Annotated in this window: 28 protein-coding genes; 20 read left to right on the top strand and 8 right to left on the bottom strand. The window is 48.7% G+C overall.

The window, feature by feature from the left end:
- The first annotated feature begins 119 nt into the window (after positions 1-119).
- The 9 genes from OEV79_04320 (at position 120) to nadD (ending at position 6,362) form a co-directional block, all read left to right on the top strand.
- A complete protein-coding gene (locus OEV79_04320; GenBank protein ID MDH4210652.1) occupies positions 120-872 on the top strand; it encodes a slipin family protein in 753 nt (250 codons plus the stop codon).
- Positions 869-1,354: an archaemetzincin family Zn-dependent metalloprotease gene (locus OEV79_04315; protein MDH4210651.1), complete on the top strand. Its 486-nt coding sequence runs from the start codon at positions 869-871 to the stop codon at positions 1,352-1,354. Before OEV79_04320 ends, OEV79_04315 begins: the two co-directional genes overlap by 4 nt.
- The gene (locus OEV79_04310; GenBank protein ID MDH4210650.1) at positions 1,344-2,432 is read left to right on the top strand and encodes an alanine--glyoxylate aminotransferase family protein; all 1,089 of its coding nucleotides are present in this window, start codon (positions 1,344-1,346) and stop codon (positions 2,430-2,432) included. The genes OEV79_04315 and OEV79_04310 overlap by 11 nt, the downstream gene beginning before the upstream one ends.
- Positions 2,433-2,435: 3 nt before the next feature.
- Positions 2,436-3,440: a diguanylate cyclase gene (locus OEV79_04305; protein ID MDH4210649.1), complete on the top strand. Its 1,005-nt coding sequence runs from the start codon at positions 2,436-2,438 to the stop codon at positions 3,438-3,440.
- Between the two features lie 89 nt (positions 3,441-3,529).
- On the top strand, positions 3,530-3,979 hold the full coding sequence (locus OEV79_04300) for a DivIVA domain-containing protein (protein ID MDH4210648.1): 450 nt from the start codon (positions 3,530-3,532) through the stop codon (positions 3,977-3,979).
- On the top strand, positions 3,976-4,173 hold the full coding sequence (locus OEV79_04295; protein MDH4210647.1) for a hypothetical protein: 198 nt from the start codon (positions 3,976-3,978) through the stop codon (positions 4,171-4,173). The genes OEV79_04300 and OEV79_04295 overlap by 4 nt, the downstream gene beginning before the upstream one ends.
- Complete coding sequence (locus tag OEV79_04290; GenBank protein ID MDH4210646.1) at positions 4,166-5,047, top strand: tetratricopeptide repeat protein; 882 nt, start codon at positions 4,166-4,168, stop codon at positions 5,045-5,047. Before OEV79_04295 ends, OEV79_04290 begins: the two co-directional genes overlap by 8 nt.
- Positions 5,044-5,781, top strand: a complete 738-nt coding sequence (gene bamD / locus OEV79_04285) for an outer membrane protein assembly factor BamD (protein ID MDH4210645.1) — start codon at positions 5,044-5,046, stop codon at positions 5,779-5,781. Before OEV79_04290 ends, bamD begins: the two co-directional genes overlap by 4 nt.
- A gap of 11 nt (positions 5,782-5,792) precedes the next feature.
- Positions 5,793-6,362, top strand: coding sequence for a nicotinate-nucleotide adenylyltransferase (gene nadD / locus OEV79_04280; protein MDH4210644.1), 570 nt, complete (start codon positions 5,793-5,795; stop codon positions 6,360-6,362).
- Here nadD and OEV79_04275 read toward each other — a convergent pair whose 3' ends face one another.
- Positions 6,363-7,298 (bottom strand): diacylglycerol kinase family lipid kinase, encoded by a 936-nt coding sequence (locus tag OEV79_04275; protein MDH4210643.1) that lies wholly within the window; start codon positions 7,296-7,298, stop codon positions 6,363-6,365.
- A gap of 212 nt (positions 7,299-7,510) precedes the next feature.
- On the opposite strand from OEV79_04275, the gene polA reads away from it, so the two are divergent.
- The 10 genes from polA to OEV79_04225 all read left to right on the top strand — a co-directional run bounded on the left by polA (position 7,511) and on the right by OEV79_04225 (position 16,547).
- Positions 7,511-9,955 carry a DNA polymerase I gene (polA, locus tag OEV79_04270; protein MDH4210642.1) on the top strand — a complete coding sequence of 815 codons (2,445 nt, stop codon included), beginning with the start codon at positions 7,511-7,513 and terminating at the stop codon, positions 9,953-9,955.
- Between the two features lie 313 nt (positions 9,956-10,268).
- Entirely contained in the window at positions 10,269-10,697 is a 429-nt protein-coding gene (gene rplM / locus OEV79_04265) for a 50S ribosomal protein L13 (GenBank protein ID MDH4210641.1), read from the top strand.
- Positions 10,698-10,710: 13 nt separating this feature from the next.
- Complete coding sequence (rpsI, locus tag OEV79_04260) at positions 10,711-11,094, top strand: 30S ribosomal protein S9 (GenBank protein ID MDH4210640.1); 384 nt, start codon at positions 10,711-10,713, stop codon at positions 11,092-11,094.
- Between the two features lie 9 nt (positions 11,095-11,103).
- A complete protein-coding gene (gene rpsB / locus OEV79_04255) occupies positions 11,104-11,838 on the top strand; it encodes a 30S ribosomal protein S2 (GenBank protein ID MDH4210639.1) in 735 nt (244 codons plus the stop codon).
- Positions 11,810-12,397 (top strand): translation elongation factor Ts, encoded by a 588-nt coding sequence (gene tsf, locus OEV79_04250; GenBank protein MDH4210638.1) that lies wholly within the window; start codon positions 11,810-11,812, stop codon positions 12,395-12,397. Before rpsB ends, tsf begins: the two co-directional genes overlap by 29 nt.
- On the top strand, positions 12,394-13,113 hold the full coding sequence (locus tag OEV79_04245; protein MDH4210637.1) for a UMP kinase: 720 nt from the start codon (positions 12,394-12,396) through the stop codon (positions 13,111-13,113). The genes tsf and OEV79_04245 overlap by 4 nt, the downstream gene beginning before the upstream one ends.
- Position 13,114: 1 nt before the next feature.
- On the top strand, positions 13,115-13,672 hold the full coding sequence (gene frr, locus OEV79_04240; protein ID MDH4210636.1) for a ribosome recycling factor: 558 nt from the start codon (positions 13,115-13,117) through the stop codon (positions 13,670-13,672).
- 101 nt (positions 13,673-13,773) lie between these two features.
- Positions 13,774-14,088 (top strand): hypothetical protein, encoded by a 315-nt coding sequence (locus tag OEV79_04235; GenBank protein ID MDH4210635.1) that lies wholly within the window; start codon positions 13,774-13,776, stop codon positions 14,086-14,088.
- A 69-nt stretch (positions 14,089-14,157) separates the two neighbouring features.
- A complete protein-coding gene (locus OEV79_04230) occupies positions 14,158-15,651 on the top strand; it encodes a Do family serine endopeptidase (protein MDH4210634.1) in 1,494 nt (497 codons plus the stop codon).
- A gap of 20 nt (positions 15,652-15,671) precedes the next feature.
- Positions 15,672-16,547, top strand: coding sequence for an RNA polymerase sigma factor RpoD/SigA (locus OEV79_04225; protein ID MDH4210633.1), 876 nt, complete (start codon positions 15,672-15,674; stop codon positions 16,545-16,547).
- Positions 16,548-16,604: 57 nt separating this feature from the next.
- Here the strand turns inward: OEV79_04225 and hslV are convergent, their stop codons facing one another.
- The 5 genes from hslV to OEV79_04200 all read right to left on the bottom strand — a co-directional run bounded on the left by hslV (position 16,605) and on the right by OEV79_04200 (position 22,137).
- Positions 16,605-17,129 (bottom strand): ATP-dependent protease subunit HslV, encoded by a 525-nt coding sequence (gene hslV / locus OEV79_04220; protein MDH4210632.1) that lies wholly within the window; start codon positions 17,127-17,129, stop codon positions 16,605-16,607.
- A 62-nt stretch (positions 17,130-17,191) separates the two neighbouring features.
- Positions 17,192-18,550, bottom strand: coding sequence for an HD domain-containing protein (locus tag OEV79_04215; protein ID MDH4210631.1), 1,359 nt, complete (start codon positions 18,548-18,550; stop codon positions 17,192-17,194).
- Between the two features lie 199 nt (positions 18,551-18,749).
- Positions 18,750-19,991, bottom strand: a complete 1,242-nt coding sequence (locus tag OEV79_04210; protein MDH4210630.1) for a peptidylprolyl isomerase — start codon at positions 19,989-19,991, stop codon at positions 18,750-18,752.
- A 41-nt stretch (positions 19,992-20,032) separates the two neighbouring features.
- A complete protein-coding gene (locus tag OEV79_04205) occupies positions 20,033-20,851 on the bottom strand; it encodes a peptidyl-prolyl cis-trans isomerase (GenBank protein ID MDH4210629.1) in 819 nt (272 codons plus the stop codon).
- Positions 20,848-22,137 carry a peptidyl-prolyl cis-trans isomerase gene (locus OEV79_04200; GenBank protein MDH4210628.1) on the bottom strand — a complete coding sequence of 430 codons (1,290 nt, stop codon included), beginning with the start codon at positions 22,135-22,137 and terminating at the stop codon, positions 20,848-20,850. Before OEV79_04200 ends, OEV79_04205 begins: the two co-directional genes overlap by 4 nt.
- Before the next feature lie 82 nt (positions 22,138-22,219).
- Here OEV79_04200 and OEV79_04195 point away from each other — a divergent pair, with 82 nt between their 5' ends.
- A complete protein-coding gene (locus OEV79_04195; GenBank protein MDH4210627.1) occupies positions 22,220-23,371 on the top strand; it encodes an AI-2E family transporter in 1,152 nt (383 codons plus the stop codon).
- Here the strand turns inward: OEV79_04195 and gltA are convergent, their stop codons facing one another.
- A complete protein-coding gene (gltA, locus tag OEV79_04190; protein ID MDH4210626.1) occupies positions 23,372-24,763 on the bottom strand; it encodes an NADPH-dependent glutamate synthase in 1,392 nt (463 codons plus the stop codon). It lies immediately after the preceding gene.
- Positions 24,763-25,590, bottom strand: a complete 828-nt coding sequence (locus OEV79_04185; protein MDH4210625.1) for a sulfide/dihydroorotate dehydrogenase-like FAD/NAD-binding protein — start codon at positions 25,588-25,590, stop codon at positions 24,763-24,765. The genes gltA and OEV79_04185 overlap by 1 nt, the downstream gene beginning before the upstream one ends.
- Positions 25,591-25,593: the final 3 nt, after the last annotated feature.

Here is a 25,593-nt window from a genome sequence, read left to right as displayed (position 1 = left end):
GCCCGTGTCAATTTCGTATTTCACCCTCACCCCTTACCGAAACACGCCAGAAACAATTCCAGACAACTCTCGTATTGACTTCATCATGAATTTACATAGAATATTGCAAAGGAGGACCTATGACGTTACCGACAATTCTCATCATTGTAGTAGTGCTGATCATCCTCAGTTCAATCAAAGTTCTCAAAGAATACGAAAGGGCGATCGTGTTCAGACTCGGCCGATTCATAAAGGTAAAAGGTCCGGGCATCTTCATACTCTGGCCCGGTATCGACAAAATGGCAAAAGTCCATTTGCGCGTAATCACGATGGATGTGCCGCCCCAAGATGTCATCACAAAGGATAATATATCGATCAAAGTCAATGCGGTCGGGTATTTTCGTGTCTTTGAACCCGCCAAATCGATACTCGAGGTAGAAGATTTTCTATATGCAACGAGCCAGCTGGCTCAGACAACGCTACGCAGCGTCCTTGGAGAATATGAACTCGACGAGATCCTCATGCAACGTGAGAAAATCAACGTACGATTACAGAAGATCATTGATCAGCAAACCGATCCCTGGGGTATAAAGGTTTCTACGGTCGAGATCAAGCATGTCGACATACCACAGGAAATGCAGCGGGCAATTGCCCGTCAAGCCGAAGCCGAGCGTGAACGCCGCGCCAAAGTAATACATGCAGAAGGAGAACTGCAGGCCGCTGACAAGCTCAACCGAGCAGCAAAGATCATCGGCGAAACCAATGTGGGCATTCAGCTGCGTTTTCTACAGACCCTGACCGAGGTTGCGACCGAAAAAAATTCGACGACCATCTTCCCGGTTCCGATCGATCTGTTTGCCCCCTTCCTCAAGAAACTTGAAAAAGAAAAGTGACGACAGTATATCAGCAGAAAGGGTTGGATTGTTTCGGGCTCGTTGAGAAATCATTGCAGAACCATCTGAAATTAGACGTGCGCTTTGGAGGTCATTTCGATGTACCTGCTAAATCGTATAACATACTGCGAAAGCAATACGATCCAACAGGGTTCATCAGCAGCCTGATCGAACTCAATAGTTCTGATTCCGATTACCGTATTGGCATCGTCGGTGTTGATATATATACCCACAGTACTAATTTCATCTTCGGAATTGCCAATCCATTGCTTCGTTCTGCAATCGTCTCATTATTTCGGTTGTCCGGCCCGCGGTTGGAGGAAAGGCTGGGTAAGGAAGTTGTACACGAAACCGGGCATTTGTTGGGACTTGATCATTGCGGTGACCCGAGTTGCGTAATGCACTTCTCCAACACCATTGAGGACACTGACAACAAGGGCATGAGTCTCTGCATACAATGCAGGAGGGAGATTGAAAGGTAAGTATATCCTTTTCACGCCGGGCCCGATTGATGTGCCTGAAGAGGTGCTGCGGGAAGCGTCGTGCCCTCTGCTGTATCACCGCGAAAACGCATTCGGTGAGCTGTATAATGCAGTCACCGAAAATCTGAAAAAAATACTCTTCGCCCAGGGATGCGACATTTTCATTTTCACGGCATCGGGTACTGGGGCAATGGAAGCCGCATGCTGCAATCTACTATCACGCAAAGACAGGCCGATCGTTGCCATCTCTGGCAAGTTCGGCGAGCGCTGGCTTGAGCTGTGCAACACTTACGGTCTTGACCCGATCGTCATCAGGGCCGAATACGGAAAATCGATCGAGCCGCACCAGATCGAAGAAGCTCTTGGCAATGTACCGAAATCGACCGTTATCTTAACGACACTGACGGAGACTTCTACTGGCGCGCTCAACGACATACGGCAATTCGGCGAGATCTCAACGAAACACGACGCTTATCTTGTGGTCGATGGTGTTGCAGGACTGGGCGCTGATTACTGCCCGCAGGATGAGTGGCACATCGACGCTCTGGTCGGCGCATCTCAAAAGGCCTTCATGGCGCCGCCGGGGATCGCTTTTGTTTCACTGTCAAAACGCGCCCTCGAGCGGGCCAATGGCTCGGATCTGCCCAAGTACTATTTCAACATCAGGACCTACGAGAAATTCAGAAGCAAGAATCAAACCCCGTTCACACCGGCAATAACGATACTCTGCGGGCTCAACAAAGGATTGAACATGATCATCGACAAAGGACTGGAAAACAACTTCAAAAAGCACAAAGACATCGCCGGGTATGTCCGGAAGAGAGTATCCGAGATCGGATTCGAATTGATGCCAGAAAACCCTTCTAACGCGCTCACCGTAATGAAAATGCCGCCGGGGAAGGACAGTACGGCGATAATCAATGAGATAAAAGAACAGCACGGTATTCTCTTTGCCAATGGTCAGGCAGATCTCAGAGGCACTATCATCCGTATTGGTCATATGGGGAATTATTCAATCGAGAAGCTGCGCGGTGCGCTGGATGTCTTAGAGGCAGTTGTCAGCAAGGAGATGAGCTAACCGATGCCGAGATCCGTAAAGATCGGTTACGAAGGTGTTGAAATAGATCTGCCCGTGCACGCGCTTTACGTACACCGCGGGTCTGAACAGTTGATCGATAATATTTTCACGCTCATCAATGATGGCATCGAGCGACGCGAAAGGGTTGTCTTCATAGGCAACGAACACACGTGCAAATTGCTGCGCAAGAATTTCAGAAACCGCATCACCACGGTCAGTGAAGGTGTCCATGCAAAATCACTGGTGAGATGGTTGAAGCGTGAATACAAAAAAATACCCAAAAGCCGTGAGGGCTTGAGGGTCTTGGTCGAATGTAATAGCAGCCACGTTGAATTTGAGGACGGTCTTGACGACCTGAGCCGCCAGCCCGACTACAGGATTTTCATCCTCTGCACATATGACGTAAGCACGATAAGTTCGTTCGAACTCGTGGAGACTCTGAAGACCCACCCATATGTTTTTGTCGAGCATCTAATACAACCCAACTGCTTCTACTCACGTGTAAAACAGCAGAACTGGATTGACAGCCTGACCGGTGTTTTCAACAGGAAGTACTTTGACAAGCAGCTGAACACAGAACTGCAACGCGCCTCGCGCTACGAACACAGCCTTGCGGTCATTCTGATGGATGTCGACGGGCTTGGCGCAGTGAACAAGGAATTCGACATCCGGACCGGAGACAGTGTACTACAGCAACTTGCGCGTGTCCTCGAACGCAGCCTGAGGAGTGTTGATATCCTTGCACGATACGACAGCGACGAATTCGCTGCGCTCCTCCCCGAAACGAAAAAGGCCTCTGCAAAGCAGACAGCCCAGAGGATATTGCGCAGCGTGAGAAATCATGATTTCTTCAAGGAAGATCTACGGGTAAAAGAGATAAGTCTGTCCATAGGCGTGGTCGGCTTCCCCGAGGACGCCGGCGGCGTGAAGGAAATGATCAAGAAAGCCGAACAATCGCTTCGAAAAGCCAAGCGTCTGGGCGGTAGTACGGTTTTCGCTTATGATTAGCAGACAGAAGGTCCGATTGATTATTGAAAAGAAAATTCATGTACTATTCGGCTTTAGTTATATTAAGTTGACGCAAAAGCGGAGGTAATATGCCAATCACACCACTGGAAATCCGCAAGCAGGAATTTAAGAAGAAAGTACGTGGCTACGATCCTCACGAGGTGCGCGAATTCCTGGACATGGTCGCCACCGAACTAGAAGAGCTCCTGCGGGCAAACGCCGGTCTATCAGAGCGGGTAAAGGACATGGATCTGAAGATCGCAGACTACAGACGCATGGAACAGATACTTCAGGATACACTGACCACAACACAGAAAGCTGCCGATGACTTGAAGAGCGGCGCAAAAAAGGAAGCCGAGACGATCATCGCGAATGCTCGCGTCGAAGCTCAGCGATTCCTGAAAGAAGCGCAGACCGAACTCGGCAGAATAAGAGAAGAAACGAAAATCGTCGAGCATCAAAAACTCCTGCTCGTATCTGAATTTCGCGGACTGCTGGAATCATACCTGCGTCTGCTCGAGAGACTGGAAAAGAAGTGAGAAAGAAGGCAAAAGAGGCTGCCGGATACATAGAACAACAAAGCAGTATCAAACCCGGCGCAGGTATAATTCTCGGCACTGGTCTGGATAGACTCGCAACGAGCATCAAAGCGGCGTCGATTGCAGAACTCAAGCTGACAAAGATCATACTCGGTGTCGTCGGGCGTCTCCGATCTATTCTCAACCATGAATAAACGTAACTGGTTGGTTATCCTTTCAATATGTCTGTGCCTCCACTGCGCCCGTAAGGAAGAACGTATCAGCAATGCCCGCAAGTTCATAGCGGAATGGAACTACGACCGGGCGTTGACCGAAATCATTTCACTGCGCAAAGACAAAGATTCAGAAATACAATATATCATAGGTTATTGCTACTTAAGAAAAAATGAATATGCAGAGGCCCTGGAATATTTCGGCGCCTCCTTGAACATAGATACGACATTCAAAGACAGCATAATAAGAGTATACAATACCCTTTCCCAGAACGCATTGAAGATCAACGAACCCGAACGTGCGCTGTTCCTTTACCAGGAAATCGCAAAACTCGTGCCCGAATATGAACAGGCCGGCAACTTGTTTCTTATTGGTGACCTGAATTTTGAGAACGGTAATTATGAAGCAGCGATCAGAGCTTACAGACGTGCCCTGCAGATTGATTCAACGTCTCGGGAAGCCAGAAATGCCAAACCAAACTTGATCCGAGCACTTGCCGCCACCGGCGACTTCACCTCGGCATTATCAATGGCCATGTTCGAATACGAAAAATTGAAAACCGCAGCAAATCTTTTGCTTGTAAGTGAAATACAGCTATCGCTTGGCACCAGACATTTCGGCGCCGGGATACTTGACAGTGCAGAGATCTACTTCGGCCATATCATCGCCAACGGCGAACCTAAATCGATGCTCGATGATGCATATTTTTACACGGCCGAAATATACTACGCGCGAGGTAACTTCGACACGGCTCTCGAATTATATAAAAAGGTAATACGGCTCGATCCGTATCAGAAAGGCGAAATGACCAAAAAGGCAAAGGAGCGGATGAAGGAAATAAAGGAGAAAAAATGAGATCTAACCCGATTCTCTTGGCTTTCGTTCTGATCGTCCTGTCGTGCGCGGCGCGAGAGACGCTCGTTCCACTCGAGCCGGTCAGTGAATATGAACGCGCAATGTCGCTCTTCGACAAAAAACAGTACCAGAAAGCAGCAGAAGCCTTTGAGAGAATATTATTCTACTACCCCTCATCAGAGTATGTCGATGACGCACAATACTGGTTGTCACGCGCGTACCTTGAGATGAAAGATTACGATCAAGCAGTGATTGAATTCAACTACCTTATACGCAACTTCCCGAACTCGGCACTCGTTGAGCAGGCTCACTTCTACCGGGCAAAAGCCAACCTCCTGGGTGCCCCAAGCTATGAGAAAGACCTGAGTGACCTGAAAAGAGCGATCCAACTCTTCGATGAATTCCTTACACGCTATCCTAACTCTGAATACACCGATGAAGCGAGAAAGGAGATACTGACCGCACGAAATCTGTTGGCTAAAAAAGAATTGGAGAACGGTAAGTTATATGAAAAGCTGAAGGAGCCTGAAGCGGCTCTTTTATACTACGAATACATACGCAATAACTATCCGGAAACAGAATCGGCAGGCGAAGCAACATACCGCAGAGCCCGCATCCTTGAAAAGCAAGGGCAGTTTGAGGAAGCCCTGGAGTTGTATAAAGAACTCCTCGAAGACGAAAATTGGCAAAAAAGGGCCGCCGACCGCATTGCCGACCTTGAAAAGAATAGTTAGGAGGAGTACCGATGAGAACCGGTGTCTTCGGAGGACTCTTTGATCCTCCGCATGTCGGGCATCTGATAATTGCCCAGCATGTCCTGGAGGAATTCCACCTCCAGAAGATTCTTTTCGTGCCATCTGGAAACCCACCCCATAAAACAGACTACTCAAAATATGAAGACCGGTACACTATGACCCAATTCGCGGTGGAGGATAACGAAATGTTTGCGGTCAGCGATGTCGAGAGAACATTTACGGATAAAACCTACACCATCGAAGTGATCAGGAGACTGCACATAGAAAAAGATGATGAACTATATTTGATGATCGGCAGTGACCAGTGGCATGAGATCGAAACCTGGAAAGATCCAGAAGAACTCTTCCGCGAGTGCCGTGTAGTTGTTATGCGGCGACCGAATTATGATGTGTCAAAAGAGGCAAGATTCTTCGACCGGATCATGGTCAGCACCGCACCAATGATCGACATTTCATCAACGATGATCCGCACAAGAATCAGAAAGGGGCTTTCAGTAAGATACATGTTAAAACCAGAAGTGTATAACTACATCACAACCAACGATCTTTACAAGGTCTAACTACTTAACCACCAACATACCGACCGACTTGGGCAAAACATCAAGGCAGATCGTACTTGCCCTTTCGACCTCGCCGTCAACTTCAGCAAGGAATACCTTCTCGCTCTGCACCTTCAATTGCCGGCCTTTACAAAGATGAACCTTGTGGTATGCCAGGTGTTCTCCTGTGTACACCTTCGCCAGGACCTTGCTGACGAATTTGAAAAACCCGGTATCCTTAACGTACAGAAATTCCATTATTCCATCATCGACCACGGCCATTGGCGCGGCATGCATACCGCCGCCGAAATACTGCCCGTTGAGCGCGCCAACGATGGTCATGAGCCCGCTGCCAACCAGCTTGCCATCAACCCAAATCTTCAATGTCATCCGCTTGAAACTGAGTAACGCAGCGAGACTGGCGAGCAAGAAGGTCAAGAATCCACCCAGGACTTTTGGAAGGCTGTTACTGAGTCTTGCCACGGCTCCGCCCAATCCAGTATCTGCTGCATTGATGAAATAGCGCGCCCAGGTCCTGCCGTCACGCTGGAAGACCATCCTACCCGCGTCCATTAACATCTCGCGCCCGGTTTTGATCACCTCAACCGCCTGGCGATAATCTTTGGAAATATGCAGGGTCCTTGATAGATCGGTTCCGGTTCCTGCCGGGATCATGGCGAGTGTGGGCATAGTACCGGATGTCTTCTTATAGGCGAACAAGCCGTTCACGATCTCATTCATCACACCCTCACCTCCGACACTGATTATGAGCCTTGCTCCTTCCCGCGCATACTCCAGCGCAATGTCATAAGCATGCCACCTTCTCTCGGTCAACCGCCAGGTGACATCGAACCCTGAAGACTCTAGACATTCTAATATTTGGGGCCATCTCTTGCCGGCTTTGCCGTAGCCGGCGTGCGGGTTAATGATCGCGTGGACCTTTTTCTGGTGAACCACTGTTCAATACTACGCATAATCAGTACGCTGTCAATACACAAATCATGGGGACAGGCATAAACTTTTAAACTTTTGCCGCGTGTGCAGCACATGCAACAATAGCATCTACAGATACGATGATATTTCAAAAGAAAAAGCAGTAAGAAGTTTAAAAGTTTATGCCTGTCCCCAGTGTAGACTTGCTTATGCCTTATTATTGCGTATAATTGGCCATGATAAAGAAATTCGTCATCATCGATGCGTATTCGATCATCTTCCGCTCTTATTTCGCATTCATAAAGAACCCGCTGAAGAATTCCCGCGGCCAGAACACTTCCGGCATATTCGGCTTCGTTAACACCCTTGAAAAGATAAAGAAAAGACTGCCGACCGAATATCTTGTTCTTGCCTTTGATGCGCCGGGGGTCACGTTCCGCGATGAGATATTCGAAGATTATAAGGCGACCCGGCCTCCCCCGCCGCCTGACATTCCATTCCAGATCGAGAAGGTAAAGGAGCTGTCCGAATGCATGGGCATACCTCAATTCGAGGTCGAAGGCTATGAAGCCGACGATATCCTGGCGACCCTTGCGGTCAAGCTAAAAGAGCAAGGCGAGGTCTACATCGCGACATCGGACAAAGACCTGCTCCAGCTCGTCGGTGATAATGTCTTTGTCTATGATGCCTACCGAGATGAAATAATCGACCGCGACAAGGTCTCTGAAAAATACGGAATCGCTCCCGAGCAAATCCCCATGTATCTTGCACTCACCGGCGATACAATAGACAATGTTCCCGGAGTGCCGGGCATCGGGCCCAAGCGCGCCCAGGAAATAATAAAGAAATATGCCGATTTCAACGAAGCTCTCGAAAAAGACCCTCGCCTTACCCAGCACAAGGAAAAAGCAGAACTATCGCATGAATTGATCGAACTGAAGACCGACGTGCCACTGGACTTTTCCCTTGATAACTTGCGCACTAAAGAACCCGATATGGACAAGGTCATGCCGATCCTCGTCGATCTCGAATTCCATGCATACATCAAAGAACTCTCAAGGGGCATCCACGCCGGTATCGAGGTGCAGGAATTGAATGGCAAAGATGTGGCAATGGATGTTAAAATGATCGGTATTGCGCTGGGTGATAACGAGGTATTTCTCAGCACCGACGAAGACAATGTGTACCGCAGCGGGCATGATCAAATCGCTGAAATCCTGGCCCGGGAAGGAATCATCACGGTCGGCTATGACCTGAAGACTCTTGCACACGCCACGACCATAAAACCACCCCTCTTCGATCTCCAGGTCGTTTCCTGGCTGCTCGATCCCAATCGCCGTTCATACTCATTTGACGATATCTGCCTTCAAAACCTGAAATCATGCCCGGGAGACGCTCCGGAAACTATCGCCCTTCTGAGCCATCAACTGTATCCTGTTCTCAAGGACAAATTGCAGGAAAAGGACATGTTCGATCTCTACAACAATATCGAAGAACCGCTCATACACGTATTGACGAAGATGGAAAAACGCGGTATCGGCCTTGACGTAATATACCTGGAAGAACTCAATGTAGAAGTCGAACAGCATCTGCGCGAAGCCGAAAAAAGTATCTATGAAATCGTCGGCCATTCGTTCAACATCAATTCACCTAAACAACTCGCTGGAGTGCTCTTCGAAGAGCTGAAACTCAAGCCGACGAAACGCGGCAAGAAACACTATTCAACCGATTTTGAAGTGCTGACTCAACTCAGCCTCAGCCATGCAGTGCCCAGAGAACTGCTCAGGTTCCGCGAACTTGCCAAAATGAAATCGACATACCTCGAGCCATTGATCATGTTGAGCCAGGAAGGCCGTATCCACACGACTTTCAACCAGACCGGAACGGCGACCGGCCGTCTGTCTTCTTCGAATCCGAACATTCAAAACATACCCATACGGAGCGACCTTGGCAGGAAAATAAGAAAGGGCTTTGTCGCAAGCGAAGGCTACACGCTAATTTCGGCCGATTACTCTCAGATCGAACTGAGATTGCTTGCCCATATCGCAGATGACAAAAACCTCATCCAGGCATTCATGAAGGGCGATGATATACACCGGCACACGGCAAGCGTAGTCTTCGGTATTCCCGAAGAAAAGGTCGACGACAAACAACGCAGAATGGCCAAAGTGGTTAATTACGGGCTTATCTACGGCATGAGTGATTACGGCCTCGCCCAGCGATTTGATATTGCCCACGAAGAGGCAGCACAATTCATCCAATCCTATTATGATTTGTACCCCGGTGTAGCGGCCTGGCGCGAACAAGCAGTGCGGTCGGCAGAGGAAAAAGGATACGCAGAAACCATTTTCAAACGCCGAAGGCCACTGGCCGACCTGCACTCGCGGAACTATAACCTGCGCGAATTTTCAAAACGGGCCGCCATTAACACGCCGATCCAGGGCAGTGCCGCAGACCTTGTGAAGATCGCGATGATCGATGTTGAAAACAGACTGACCGGAGGCAAATTCAATCGTGGTCTTCTCTTGTCGATCCATGATGAGTTGTTATTCGAGATAGAAAATGACAGGATCGACGAAGCCAAAGAGATCATCAAACATTGCATGGAGAGTGCTATTGAAACAAATGTCCCGATCGTCACCTCGATCGGCATCGGTCCAGACTGGGACGAAGCACACTAAGCTAAACAAAACCAAAATCCTAAACACTGAACCCTAAATCCTAAACGAATGCGCTACCATGATAATACTCATTGCTGTATGTTGTAGGGTTTAGCTGCCAGTTTGGTTGTGGTTTGATTTTGGACGGACCTATAACCAAACCCATGTACAATACTGGCCGCTACAACATGCAACAAGCAACATTATTATTCTGATTCGCTGATGCGCTTTGCCGTTATTTAGCTGGATCCACTCCGGGGTAGAACTTGATCCTATCTGCCATAGGATCGTCTTGGTATTGACATTGCCGAGAAATTATATATAATAGTGGCTAATGAAGACAAAAGTCCTAAAGAAATCTGAGATCAAGCGCAATTGGTACATAGTCGACGCCACGGGTAAGATCTTGGGGCGGTTGGCTTCGAAAATTGCCCGTGTTCTTATCGGTAAGAACAAACCACAATACTCTCCGCACGTGGACTGCGGGGATTTTGTTGTAGTCATAAATGCCGACAAATTCCGAGTCACCGGGAACAAAATGAAGGACAAGATATATTATTCTCACTCTTTCCACCCGGGCGGTTTGAAGAAGATACATTTAGAATTAATGCTGAAAAAGCATCCAGAACGTGTTTTCTACCACGCAATCAGCGGCATGTTGCCCAAGAATAAATTGAGAGCGCGGCGGTTGAGGCGACTTAAGATATATACGGATTCTAAACATCCCCATACTGCACAGTCGCCTAGATTAATCGAACTGTAAGGAGGAGATATATATGCCGGAAATACTAACCGGATCGAGGAAAACAGCTACGGCAAAGATCATACTGTCTTCGGGCAGCGGGGTCGTCAGGGTCAATAACCGCGATCCCCTGCAGTATTTTGGCCGCCAGGACCTCGTCGACCTGGTCAATCTTCCGCTGACCACTGCCGGCGTAAAAGGTTCAGTTGATATCAAAGCAAGAATATCGGGTGGTGGAATAGCAGGTCAGGCAGGAGCCATGTGTCACGGTATCGCCCGAGCGCTCGTCAAATTCAATCCGGAACTGAGACCCACTCTGAAAAGTGCTGGACTGCTGAAGAGAGATCCGAGAAAGAAAGAACGGTGCAAGTATGGCTTGGCCAAACGCCGCAAGAGATTCCAGTTCTCGAAGCGATAAGGAGGCACTTTGGAACAGATAACTTTCGAGCGACTCGTTAGCTCAGGATGTCACTTCGGACACCGCACCAAGCGTTGGAATCCAAAGATGGGGAAATACATTTTCGGCAAGAGAAATGGCATACACATTATCGACCTACGGCATACGCAGGAAGGCTTGAAGCACGCATATGAGGCAACCGTTCGCGTTGCTGAAGAGGGCAAGGGCATTCTCTTCGTCGGCACCAAGAAGCAGGCCAAAGACATAATCAAAGAAGAGGCAATTAAGGCACAGATATTCTATGTTACCGAAAGATGGTTAGGAGGACTGCTTACGAATTTCGAGGTCCTGAGTCAACGTATCTCAAGACTCCGTGAATTCGAACGGATGAAAGAAGATGGTCGCTGGACAATGGTATCGAAAAAAGAATTATCCCGAGCCGAAAGGGAATATCAGAAACTGCACAAAAACTTCGAAGGCATAAAAGAAATGGACCGCCTGCCGGGGATGGTCTTCATCGTGGACATAAAGAAAGATGAAACCGCACTTCGTGAAGCACTCAGGGTCAATATCCCGGTTGCGGCGATCGTCGACACGAATGTCGACCCAACCGAGATAAGCTATCCAATACCAGCTAACGACGATTCTATCAGATCGATCTCACTCGTCACCCAGATCATTGCCAACGCGGTCATTGAAGGAAGAAAAGGATTCGAGGCAGAAGAGAAGGAAGCATATGGATCGGGAGAAACTGAGAGAGCTTAGAGAAAGAACCGGGGCCGGCATCGTCGATTGCCAGAAAGCTCTCGACGAAGCGGGTGGTGATCTCGACAAAGCGGTCGAGACACTAAGAAAGAAAGGACTGGCCCTCGCCGCCAAGAAAGTAGGCCGAATAACCAAAGAGGGCATCGTAGATGCATACATACACCCCGGTGACCGTCTGGGCGTTTTAGTGGAAGTCAACTGTGAAACAGATTTTGTCGCGCGGAACACCGAGTTCCGCAGGTTTGTCCGCGATATCGCCCTGCAGATTGCGGCAAGCGAACCGATGGTGGTAACGCGCGAAGAGCTATCCCCCGAGGTGATCGAACGGGAGAAAGAAATTTACCGAAGCATGGTGCAGGACATGAAGAAAAAACCGGAAATTGTCGAAAAGATAGTGGCCGGTAAACTCGAGAAATTCTACTCAGATGTATGCCTGCTTGAACAACCATTTGTAAAGATACCCGAAAAAACGGTCGACGATTATTTGAAAGAACAGATAGCAAAATTCGGTGAAAACATCGTCGTGAGGCGTTTCGTACGTTTTCGCCTCGGTGAATGAAAAAAAAGCCCCACCGTACCAAATACCACAGAATCATCCTCAAGTTATCTGGAGAATTTTTTGGCAATGATGATAAAACTTTCAACGAGACAGCTATAAATTATGTCGTAGAACAAATCCTCCAGGCCAAGAACATGGGCACAAAAATTGGTGTCGTCGTCGGTGGGGGTAACATCATACGGGGACGCGATGCCGACTGGCTCGACAAGATCGATGCAGACCTCTGCGGAATGGTCGGCACTGTGATCAACGGTATCGTGCTTCACTCGTTGCTCGAAAGGAAGGGACAAAGAGTAAAACTGAGTAGTGGTCTTGCAGTGGAAGGCATTGCGGAAAAGTTCAACAAATTCACGGATCTGGAATTCTTTGATTCGGGTGGCATTGTGATATTCGTTGGTGGGACTGGCAATCCGCTTTTCACCACTGACACAGCGGCCGCACTCAGAGCAGCTGAATTCCACGCCGATGTGCTGATCAAAGGCACGAAAGTAGCCGGCGTATATTCAGCCGATCCCGTCCTAAACAAGAACGCTACTTTCTATAAAGGAATAAGCTATGAACAAGTGATCAAGAAACATTTAAGGGTCATGGATCTCGCTGCATTTAACACATGCCGGGATGCCGGCATTCCGATCTACGTCTACAATTTCTTTGAACACGACCTGCGGGGTGTATTATCCGGCAGAAAGATCGGAACAATCATTAGTGGAGGATGAAATGGTTGAGGAAATCAAGAAGAGCACTGATGAAAAAATGAAGAAATCACTTTCTCTATTTGCCCAGGAACTCGCCAAGTTAAGAACCGGGCGTGCGTCGCCTGCTTTATTAGAGGGTATCAAGGTAGAATACTACGAAAGCCAGTTGCCGCTCAACCAAGTGGCAACGATAAGCATACCCGAGCCGCGGCTGATCATAATCCAACCATGGGATAAATCTGCCCTGGCAAGTATTGAGAAAGCGATATTCAAGTCTTCGGTCGGCCTGACGCCGAACAACGATGGCAATGTAATACGGCTTGCCGTGCCTCCTTTGACCACCGAGCGACGCGAGGAACTCATCAAACTCACTTTGAGAATGGCCGAAGAGACAAAAGTAGCGATCCGAAACATCCGGCGCGAATCAAACAATGAGATCAAAAAGCTCGAGAAGGACAAGAAAATCTCGGAAGACGCTTCATTCAAAGCTCAAGAAGATGTGCAACATGCCACCGATCAATATATCCAGAAAGTCGATGAAGTTCAGAGAGACAAAGAAAAGGAAATCCGCGAAACCTGATCTGGGCGTACACTCTCTGTAGAGTCACATACTCTTCAGAAAGGAGATTTGCGTGGTAAACCCAAACAACCCTCGTTTTGTCTAACAACTAAGGAGGAATAATGGCAAACATATGGGATGATCTCGTGAAATGGCTGGACGACGCCTCCAAGGTGGTCGGAAAGGAAGCGGGTGATTTGACTCAAAAAGGAACCCTGAAGCTTGAGATATTTGAACTGAACCGCAAACTCAGAGATGCCTTCACTGAACTGGGCGGTGAGATCTATGATGCGGTCTACGTAAAAAAGACGGGCGACTGGCAGAAAACAAAAAAAGTGAAGAGCGCCGTGCGCAAGATCAGGACGATCGCTCGGAATCTGGAGAAGAAAAATTCAGAGTATGAGAAAATAGGTAAAGGCCTGCCGAAAAAGAAGTAACCATCCTTATGCGGCAGCCGGTAAACGTACTTGGCGCGGAAACAATCCATTTAGATGTAAGGAGGCAGAATGCACACAAATATATCACTTCGTAACGCCGGGATCATAGCCGGCGCTGCGGCTATTTTTGCATTTCTCTTCGGAATGATAATAACCGCAAGCATACCAAGTTTCGCCAACCGCGGTGAAGCAAGTCCTGAGCAAAACCCGGCGATGGCACTGGTGAGTAGAGGAGGAGAAAGCCCTTTTGCCATTGTGGCTGAAGAGGTCTCCCCTGCTGTAGCCAATATCTCCGCAGAACGAACAGTCACAAGCACTTTTCCTGGGTTCGAATGGCGGTTCGAAGGTCCATTGGATGACCTCTTCAAGGACTTTTTCAGAGGCACCCCCAGGTCAGAACAGAAGACACAGACACTCGGTTCCGGTTTTTTCATTTCCGAGGACGGATATCTCGTTACGAATTACCATGTCATCAGGGGTGCTTCCGACATCGTCGTCAAGCTCACGAACAAACAAGAGTTCCGGGGCGATGAGGTGAAAATCGTAGGCACTGACTCCCGAACCGACATTGCCCTGCTCAAGATCGATAATGGCGACAAACTACCATATCTTGAGTTCGGTGATTCAGAAAAAGTAAAAGTCGGAGACTGGGCGATCGCCTTCGGAAATCCATTCCATCTCGAAGGAACGGTCACCGTCGGTGTTATCTCAGCCAAAGGACGGGCTGGCATAGTTCTGCCTGAAGGACCGGATTTCCAGAGTTTCCTGCAAACCGATGCTGCCATAAATCCCGGGAACTCCGGCGGGCCGCTGGTAAATATTCAAGGTAAGGTCATCGGTATTAGCACCGCGATCACTTCACCGAGTGGCGGTAATGTTGGCATCGGGTTCGCAATACCCGCACACCTCGCAAGGTCAGTGATCGAAGAACTGAGGACCAAAGGTAAGGTAACGCGAGGATATCTGGGAGTCTACCTGCAGGAAATAACCGAAGACCTAAAGGACGCAATGGACCTGCCAACGCTCGAGGGAGTCCTGATCAGCGAAGTTGTTGATAACACACCTGCAAGCCGCGCTGGCGTTAAGGCAGGCGATGTGGTAACGGAATTCGATGGTAAGAACGTCAATGACCTGGCCTCATTCAAAATCATGGTCGCATCAACGGCCATCGGCAAGTCAGTCAAGGTCAAAATATTCAGAGCCGGGAAATCAAAGGAACTGACGGTCAAGATCGACGAGATGCCGGAAACTGTCGCCGCTGCGGCCGAGGTACCGGATGAAGAATATGAATTGGGACTGCAGGTCATCGATATCTCAGATCCGCGTGCCGAACGTTTTGAACCCAAATCGACGGGTGGTGTTGTCGTTATCAGCATCAAATCCGGGACTCCGGCTGACCAAGCAGGTTTCCAGGTTGGTGATCTGATCCTTGGTATCGGGGGAAATGAGATCTCGAACATTGCCAAATATCGTGCTGCGGTCAAGGGACTGAAGCAAGGGAAACCTGTTATTTTCCACGTCCAGCGTGGAGAACGCAAGCTCTATATTGCAATGACTCCATAGCAGCATCGGAAATCATATGAGTGCACCAGGCGACCCAGCAACCGGATAATCTCATGTTCAGGGTTGTAAGCGACCGCGGATTAAAACAGTATTTTGAGGAAATAAGCCAGTACAAAATACTAACTAAAGAGGAAGAATTCGCTCTGGCAAAGCGGGCGAGAGAACACAACGACACCGAAGCCAAGAAAAAGCTCATTTGTGCAAATCTCAGAATTGTCGTATTCATTGCCAAGAGATTTCAAGACGAACGGTTGGGTCTTTCCGAATTGATCAACGCCGGAAACGAAGGACTCATCCATGCAGCCGATAAATTTGACGAACGAAAAGGCTATCGTTTCAACACCTATTCTGTATGGTGGATAAAACGGTCTATTTACGAGGCGATCAGTGCACAAAGAGGCATTGTCCGTAAGAGCTTTCTTGCCCGCCGAACACAGACCGAAACAAAGAAATTCATTCAAAAGCATGGAAGGGAACCAACGCCCGAAGAACTGGCCCGCGTACTCAAGGTCGACTCCAGCGCAGTCGCCCTCGCCCTGTCCGAACTCATCCCAGCCTATTCTCTCGACGAAGCGTTTGAGGATTCAGAAAATCCTTACATCGAATCCGTTCGTCTCGATATCCAAGGATCAGACAATCTCATTTCACCGCCCCCAGATGTGATATTCCAGAAGAAAGCAGAAAAGGAGAAATTACAGCAGGCGTTGAGCAAAATCGGGCCGCGGGAGCGGGAGGTACTGGAAAGAAATTTCGGTTTGGGTGAATATGAACCGCACACACTCGAGGAGATAAGCAGGATCATGAATATCACGCGTGAACGCGTACGTCAGATCAAAGAGAACGCGCTGCGCAAGCTGAAAATTGTCATCTCAAGGCAAAACATCGACCACACATAATCCACGCGCAGGCACGTCATTCCAAGGCCGGCTCAAATCATTGAAGGAGAAAGTAACTTATAGCTCTTCAGTGTATATTTCAGTATTTGTGTATATACAAATGCTCGCTGCTATCTTTATGGACTGCTCGACTATTTCTCGCGTTGACAGGTTCGAATGATTGATCAAGCCACGGCAGGCAGCGAGCGCGTAGGGCCCTCCAGAACCTATCGCCACGATCCCATCATCGGGTTCGATCACATCTCCGGAGCCAGATACGACATAAGCATGCTCTGTGTCGAGAATCGCGAGCAAGGCTTCCAACCTGCGCAGTACTTTATCCTGCCGCCAATCCTTGGCGAGCTCGACAACACTTCGCGGCAGATTTCCCCTGAATTCCTCCAATTTCGACTCGAATCGTTCAAACAGCGTCAGGGCATCAGCCGTTGACCCGGCAAATCCCGTTAGAATCCGATCGTTGTAGATCTTCCGTATTTTGCGCGCCGTCCGTTTCACGACGGTCTCGCCCGTTGTCACCTGCCCGTCACATCCAATGACAACACTGCCCTTGTGCCGTACCCCGATTATCGTCGTTGACTTCATACAAGGATATTATACTCATTCGTAACCTGCTGTCAAATGTTTCAACCTGAGAAGCGTTCTTTCTACATTGCATCGATCTTCTTTGCGATCTTTTTTGCCTGTTCGAGGGCTTCAGCCTTCTCTTCAATGCTACCCTCCAACTGCATGTCGAGCAGTTCTTGTAATATCAACTTGAAACTGGGACCAGGTTTCATACCCAGGGCGATGAGGTCGTAGCCGTTGACGAGTCTTTCGACCTTTGGTTTTGCGCTGTCGGCACGATATAATTCAACCATCCTTAGAAATGCCCTCTCCAGATGACCTGTCCTGCCGCCGGTTGCATAACCATCGGCCCAGGCAATGATCATCGCCCCGAACCAATCAACACCAAGGTGACGGAAGAAGCGGCGAATAGCACGATCGGTGAGGTCCGGGTTGGTCGCCAGAAGATGCAGCCTCATGTGTTCTTTGACCAATTTCTTCAGAACGTCGGTATCGTGCCGGGAAAACCTTAGGCGGCGGTGCGCAATCTTTTCGATCATCTTTGCACCTATTGAATCATGGCCGTAGAAATGGATCTCACCTTCCTTTATAAGGAACGTATCCGGCTTGGCAACATCATGAAATAGCCCCGCGAGTTTACAGAGTGCAACCCGGTTGGTCTCCGCAAAGTAACTGGTGTATTCGGGTTCGAGCTTCGTAAAGAACCCGTGCTCGATCAGATTCTCTGCCGCTCCGTAGGTATTGAGCGAATGATTCCAGAGGTCAAAATCTTCGATCAGTTTCTGCGCTTCCTGAAATACTTGTTTGAATATTCCCAGCTGGTTGATCTTCAATATTATTTCAAAGGAGTTTGGCGCCGACATTATGCGCAATAGCTCTTCGCCAACACGCTCGGCAGCGACTTCTTGTAGAGAGATATTCTTGGCGAACTTGTTGAAATCCCTGTGCAAGTTGAAATTAAGTTGGAGGGCGAATCTGAATCCTCTCAATATCCGCAGGGGATCAGCGATCAGTGCATCAGCAGAGGCGGGTCGGATAACTCTCTTCTTCAAATCACGCGACCCGTGACACGGATCAATAAGATCAAGCGTCTCTACATTCACGGCCATTGCGTTTATCGTGAAGTCACGCCTCAAAAGATCGGGAACAACACCGCCCTGGTCTAAACCGATGAAATCATAGATAATATTATCTATCACCACACGGGCCTCATCTGCTTTTTCATCAAGGACCACAAGTGCACCATCTATTCTCCGTGCGACATGCCGGGCAAATTCTATACCCGAACCTTCGACCGAGAAGTCGTAATCCTTCGGCTGCACGTCCAATAGAATATCCCGGATCGTTCCGCCGACGATGTAGAGGTCCCGCTCACCTCTCAGACCGGCGATATTCTGAATGTGGGCGTCCCTTCTTATGTATTCTGCAAGTTTCTTCACGTCACAATTCTACCCATGGGTACATGGCTGTCAACTTGTTTATCCATCCACAGGACAACAAAAAATGATTTTTTTACTCATTCCCCTCGCTAAATCAAAACACCGAAATGGATATTTGTTGAACATACCGCTGAAATTGAAGATTCTATAAAAGTGCGTGTATCTGATTATGTGATGTGATTATTTACACTAACGACGTTTACCCGGGGCTTGGGTAGAACTTCTTAACGTAAATCCTCGCCCTGAGGTCTGCGATCAGCTCGTCGTATTTTTCCTGCACTTCCTGTTGATAAAGGTACTGCATTATCTGATCCCGCATCTCATCAAAACTCATGGTGCGTTCTGCGACTTTTTCTTTGACGTACAGAAGGTGATATCCGTACGGCGTCAGGATAGGCTCGCTGATTTCTCCCTGTGCCATATCGGCAACTACTGTATCGAACGGCGGTGTTAAACGCTCTATGAAAAATTCACCAAGATCAATGTTGGGATCTCTCGAATATTCCTTGGCCAGGCTGTCAAAATCAGCCCCTTGTTCGATCAAGCCCTTTAGCCGGTTGGCAACCTCCTTCGTCCGCAGCGTATCCTGCCGGTCGACACCAACCTTGATGAGTATCTGTCTGAGCAAAACCCAGTCAGCGCTTTTGTTCATGACCTCGACAATATGATACCCCAACCTTGTGGCGAACGGCTGTGAAACAGTACCGGGCTTCAGGTCAAAAACAATTGCCTCGAAATCCTCAATTGTCTCGCCCCTCCTTATCCTGCCAAGCATTCCACCTTTTCTCCTCGAACTCTCATCTTCAGAGAACTCCCCGGCAAGAACGGCAAAATCCCCGCCGGCAAGGAGCAGTTTGTAGACATCGGTCGCCCGCTCAAAACCCCTCACCATCTCTCCCTGACTCGGCAGGACCGGCAGGAGGATATGCGAAAGCTTGACCCTTCCGGGAACAGTGGCAATAGAGTCTTTGTTCTCTTCGTAGAATTTCTTGACCGCGATCGGTGAGATCATTATTTTCGAGGCGAATTTTTTTGCGATCAATCTTTCCATTATCATCTGAGATTTTATATTATCGTGGTAGTATTCCTTCAATTCCTCGATGTTAATTCCCTGCTCTTCCAGGTATGCGAAGAAATTCGCCTCCGAGGGGAAGTTGCTCTTTAGTTTCTCGATGTTCTGGGTCACCAGAGGTGCAACGGCGTCATCTTCAACAAAAACAGACTCGCGCTCAGCCTCGATCAACAACAGTTTGTTGGCGATGAGCTGATCCACAACGTACTCGTCGATCTCCTCTTCCGTGGTGAACATTCTCCGCGCGACCGGGTCATTATTCAATATGCTAACATTCTCCTGAACCTCGCTCCACAAGATTACGTCATCGGCCACGAAAGCAGCGATCTGATCAGCGAGAGCTGCGCTTAAGAATAATATCAGGAACATTTTCGGCTATCCAGCGCGGATTCTACCAGGGTTTCGTTTCATCATTTTTTCAGCGGTGTAAGGTCAGTGGTGATCTTGTAGGTCTCCCTGAGACTATCTACATATTCAGTGAGGAACCCCTGATATTTGCTGGCTAACAGGTAATTATATATCTGCCCCTTCACCTCATCGGTCAATTCGGCCTGTGCTTTGATCTTTCTCTTATCGATCAATTCCACAATCAAATACGTCCCCTGCACGTAGGGTATTGCCTCTGATATTTCACCCGTTTTCATTCCGAATATCATTTCCTCGATCGCAAAATCGGCAATCACCCCGCGCGGCAGGAATTCCGTGATAATCCGAGGGTTTTCAGGATCCTGGTAGCGGGTCAGGGATCGCTCGCGTGCAAGTTTGAAGAAATCAGCACCTGCTTTTATCTCCTCAGAAGTCCGCAATGCGAGTTCCCTTGTCGGTAGAACTATTTGACCCAATTTGACGGCATACAGGAATTCATCCTTGTGCTGTTCAAAGTAGTCCCTTATTTCTTTTTCAGTAACGGTCGTCGCGCCAAACTCGCGGCGTACCAATTCCATGGCCAGGAAATTTTTCGTGTACTGATCGAGAACGAATCTGACCGAGTCTTCCTTATCGACACCAAGTTTCTTAGCCTGGAGATACAGAATTTCCTGTTGAACCCAGTCATCGAGAAACGCTCGGATCCGGTCCTCGCCGATCTGCTGGTAATCCACATCTGGCACGTATTGCTCAAACTCTTCCATTGTGAGCTTCGAACCATTTACGGTCACTATGACATTTTTTTCCTTGGGCGCACAACTGAAAAGAAACATCAGCGCCAACAGGCAAACAAAATACTTCACTTTTCCTCCTTCAACAACCGGGCCAGCACCGCCTCGTTGACCTCGGGCTTGTATTTTTCATTCAACCCGCTGAAGAGATCGTTCCGCAAGTTCTGTACAATTCCATCTCTCAGCCTCACGGTTATTATTGAGTGAGCCCTCTTTGTGTCCATATCCTTGAACTCATCGCGGTGTTCTCTGAAGTACTCCCGGACGTCTGCCGAATCAACCGTTACTTTACCGGTCACATTATCCGAATAGAATTTCTGATAGACCAACATAGAGTGAGTGTTGTCAAGCTTCCTTTTTGTCGCCTTTTGTTTGTGATGATATTTACTTATTGCCTCCTCATATATCAGGTCAGGTATCAGCTCCTGGTCAATCAAATACTTCGGATCGACACGCGAACCGGCATGCAGATATCGCACCGCATCTATGACCGAACGGACATACACGAAGGCTGTGTCGTACTTTTTCACCACCCACGTATTGAGATCATTCTCAGTAATTAGTGATTCTGGCTTCAAAAGGATATCCAATCCTTCCTGGTTATACTCGACTCTTGCCCGCTCCATTAATTTAGTGAAATATTTCTCACCTTCGGCCCGTGCTTTTTCCTGCCGCAGGTTATTTCTGATATTTTCCTTCACTTCGTCGTACTTGGGGCTCTCGGCAATCATATGGTCAACCACCTTGAAGATCATGTAGTACTCGCCGAACTGTATGGGCTCCGTCACTCCCCCTTCTTTTGCTTTCTTCAACGGGGTCATGATTTCAGGCGGTATTGACATGATTGAGAAAGTACCGATGTCTCCATCAGCTGACATTGTATCGAGTGAAAACACAAGCATGTCCTCGAATGACGCACCCTTCTTGAGCTCATTGCTAACGTAATTCGCCAGGGATTCCTCAGCCACCACTATCTGTGCCAGGTGATACTGTTCGACGATCTTGTTGTATGTATCTCGAACCTCGCTATCGCTAACCTTGAGTTTGCCGAGAATGACATCACTGTAGTAAGACCGCCAGATCACATCGCGTTGGTTCGTCTCAAAAGCTGCCTGCACAACGGGGTCATCCTCATAGCCCTGCTCTTTGGCCTCTTCGACGACCAACATCTGGTTTATATATTCATCAATCAGGTTCATCCTCCTGACAGAATCGTCGGCCGCAGTAAACTGGTATCTTTCATTGAAATCTGCAACCGAATATTTACTTTCGCCAATAGTAACAAGAGTTTTGTCTTCGAAAGAACATCCGACAATGAATAAAAAAAGTGGAATGGATATGTATTTCAGATGATGCATACCGTCTCCTTTTTGCTATTCTACATAAACAAAACCAGAAGTCAAGCCTTGATTTCGCGGCGCTGTCACGTATAATCATGCAATGCATAACGTAGTCCTTTACCTCGCCTTCATATTCATCGCCACGTTCGTGATACTTTCAAACACTTTTTCCCCGATCTGGCTGCTCCTGGTCGTGATGGCAATGCTGTGGTCACAGAGGAAGAAGAGCAGCGTGAGACCGATATTTATCATGAGCATACTCTTATTGCTCCTATCCCTATTATTCAGCTATTTCACAATCTTGGTTCCCTTCATTATTGGGATCGGGCTTGCATACATCCTGGCGCCGATAGTGGACCTGCTGGAAAAAAGAAAAATCCCGAAGATCCTTGCCATACTGGTTTGCCTGATTCCCGTCATTGCGGTCTTGCCTCTTGTCATTTTTTTCATAGTCTCGGGATTGGTCCATGAAATGCAGGGCTTGATCAAGATAATACCTGCAGTGATACAGCAGGGCCAGCAGTATTTCCGTACCGGGATCGAGAAATTAACCGAGCTCGGTATGGATATCGATCCCAGCATCCTCACTAACACCATAACGAACCAGCTGAATAGCATTCTCAGTGGTATTTTCAACACCATGAGTCAGATAGGCAGAGGTATCGGCAGTATCATCCTCGTCATATACAATCTCGTTATCATCCCACTTTCCGCATACTTACTCCTTGCTGATCGGAAGAGGATCATGGCCTGGTTTCGCAATCTTTTCCTTCCTCCTGAGCGCAAACAGATCGATGGTTTTATCCAAACCCTCAACTATTCTCTGGCGCGATTCTTCCGCGGTCAAATAGTTCTTATGACGGTCGTCGGATTCATTGTCGGCGCTGCGCTGTGGTTATTGGGTATCAGATACTATCTGCTCCTGGGCTTGGTTGCAGGCATCTGTAACTTGATCCCCAACATTGGCTACATCTTGAGTTTCATCCCCGCTCTGTTGATAGGACTGACGAGTGCCAATCCCCTCCTGAGTCTGATAAAGATAGTATCGGTGTACGTTGGTGAGCAGGTCCTGGAAAACTTCTATCTCGGACCGGTGATCATCGGTCGGGCTTCCCGTCTGCACCCGCTGGTCGTTATGATCGCCCTTATCATTGGGGGAGCCACTTTTGGGATCTGGGGAGTATTATTAGCCATCCCGGTCACGATATTCGTACGTGAATTCATGAATCATTTTCTGGAAATTGGAGTGTGATTATTTGTTCTTGGCCGCAATGAATTCGTGAATCGACCGCGCGGCCTTCCTTCCATCACCAAGCGCAAGGATGACCGTCGCGTTACCACGGATGGCATCACCACCTGCATAGATACCATCAAGGTTGGTCCTAAGCGTATCATCAACCTTTATCGTACCCCACTCTGTTTTGTCCAGTTGAGGCAATTTATCGAGAAATAGCCGATTTGGCTGTGTTCCGAGTGACTCGACGACTGTATCCAGGTCCATGGTGAATTCGCTTCCTTCTATTTTGACTGGACGAGGCCGCCCACTCTTATCAGGTTCACCAAGACGCATTCTTTGTAGCTCGATCGCTTTGACCCAGCCATCATCACCACCAAGCACTCTTACCGGGCTGACCAGTTCAACGAAGATGATTCCTTCCTCGAGCCCGTGCTGAACCTCCTCCTCCCTTGCGGGTGATTCCTTGCGGGTTCGCCGATACAAAATGAATACCTCACCAGCGCCGAGCCTCACCGCGCAGCGCGCAACATCCATTGCCACGTTGCCCGCACCTATCACGCCCACGCGATCCCCGCAAATAATGGGCGTATCATATTCAGGGAAGAGATAGGCTTTCATTAGATTGGCACGGATCAGAAATTCGTTTGCCGAGTAGACTCCCTTCAAACGCTCCCCTTCGATGCCCAGAAATTGCGGCGCACCCGCACCAGTCCCGATGAAGATAGCATCATATTCGCGCCTCAGCTCCTCGAAAGTGATATTCTGCCCGACTATATGATTGAGCCTGACCTCGGCACCGATCTCTTCAAGATAAGATATCTCGTAGTCAACGATATCCTTGGGTAGCCTGAAAGCAGGAATGCCGTACTGGAGAACGCCCCCGGCCATGTGCAGCGCTTCAAAAACTGTGACCCCGTAGCCATAGCGTCGCAGGTCAACGGCGCAACTTATCCCGGCTGGCCCTGAACCTATTACCGCGACACGGGCTGGCTTATCAGCGATATGGAATTCCTCCTTGACATTGTTGTCCATTGCCCACTGTGCGATGAACGCCTCAAGCTTCCCAATGTTAATCCCCTGGCCATGGCAGGCCAGCGGACACACGCCCTCACATTGATCTTCTTGCGGACAGACCAATCCGGCGATGGCCGGAATCGGATTGTCCTGTTTGGCAATGAGAAAGGCATCACGGAATTTCCCGGTGGCAATTTTGCGGATGATCGCCTTCAGTTTCATGCGCACCGGACAGTGGCGCTCGCATGGTGCGTATTCGCACTGAATGCATCGTTGTGCCTCGACCATCGCTTCTTCGACCGTGTAGCCCAATGGTACCGAGCGAAAATTCTTTCTCCGCTCGTCCGCCGGCTGTTCAGCCATTTGAACCCTTTTGCCGCCGATCTCCAGCATCAATCCTTCCTTTCCTGCCGGCATTGCGTGCAGGCGATCTTTTCTTTCTTTTCGAACATCGTCAATCTGCTTATCAAATCTTCGAAATTGACCTTATGCGCGTCGAATTCCGGGCCATCGATGCATGCGAATTTCATCTCACCGTCCACATAGACCCTGCACGCACCACACATCCCGGTGCCATCAACCATGATCGTGTTCAGACTGACGACTGTCTTAACAGCATACGGTCTTGTAGCATCAGCCACCGCCTTCATCATGAGCGGCGGGCCGATCGCCATGACCCGCTGAATGCCACCACTGTCATATCTCTTTAGCACAGTGCAAAGTGCATCGGTTACGAAGCCACGCTGTCCTCTTGAACCATCATCTGTGGTAACATAGATCTCCTTACTCAATGAGCCGATTTCATCTTCCAGAAACAAAAGCGAACCCGTACGCGCCCCGATGATTGATATCACCTCATTACCGGCATCGGCAAGAGCTTCTATGATCGGAAAAATACAGGCAATACCTGTGCCCCCGCCGATACAAACCACCCGGCCGTATTTCGCTATCTCGCTCGGATTTCCCAGAGGTCCTACACAGTCCTCTATTGCATCACCTTCATTGGTCTCGGCCAGATCTTTAGTGCTCTTCCCCAGCGCCTGAACGATCAGTGTTACCGTTCCTTTCTGCGGATCCACGCCTGCTATGGTTAAAGGTATCCTCTCACCCTTTTCCGTGATCCGTATTATGACGAATTGACCAGGTCTGAATCGCGAGGCGGCAAGTGAAGATTCAATCTCATACCGGTAAGTATCACCACCCAATTTCTCTTTGCGCATTAC

Source organism: candidate division WOR-3 bacterium, assembly GCA_029858255.1.
Classification (GTDB): domain Bacteria; phylum Hydrothermota; class Tepidihabitantia; order SM23-42; family SM23-42; genus SM23-42.
Note: the sequence above shows the minus strand (reverse complement) of the source record. Positions and strands in the feature narration are given on the sequence as shown.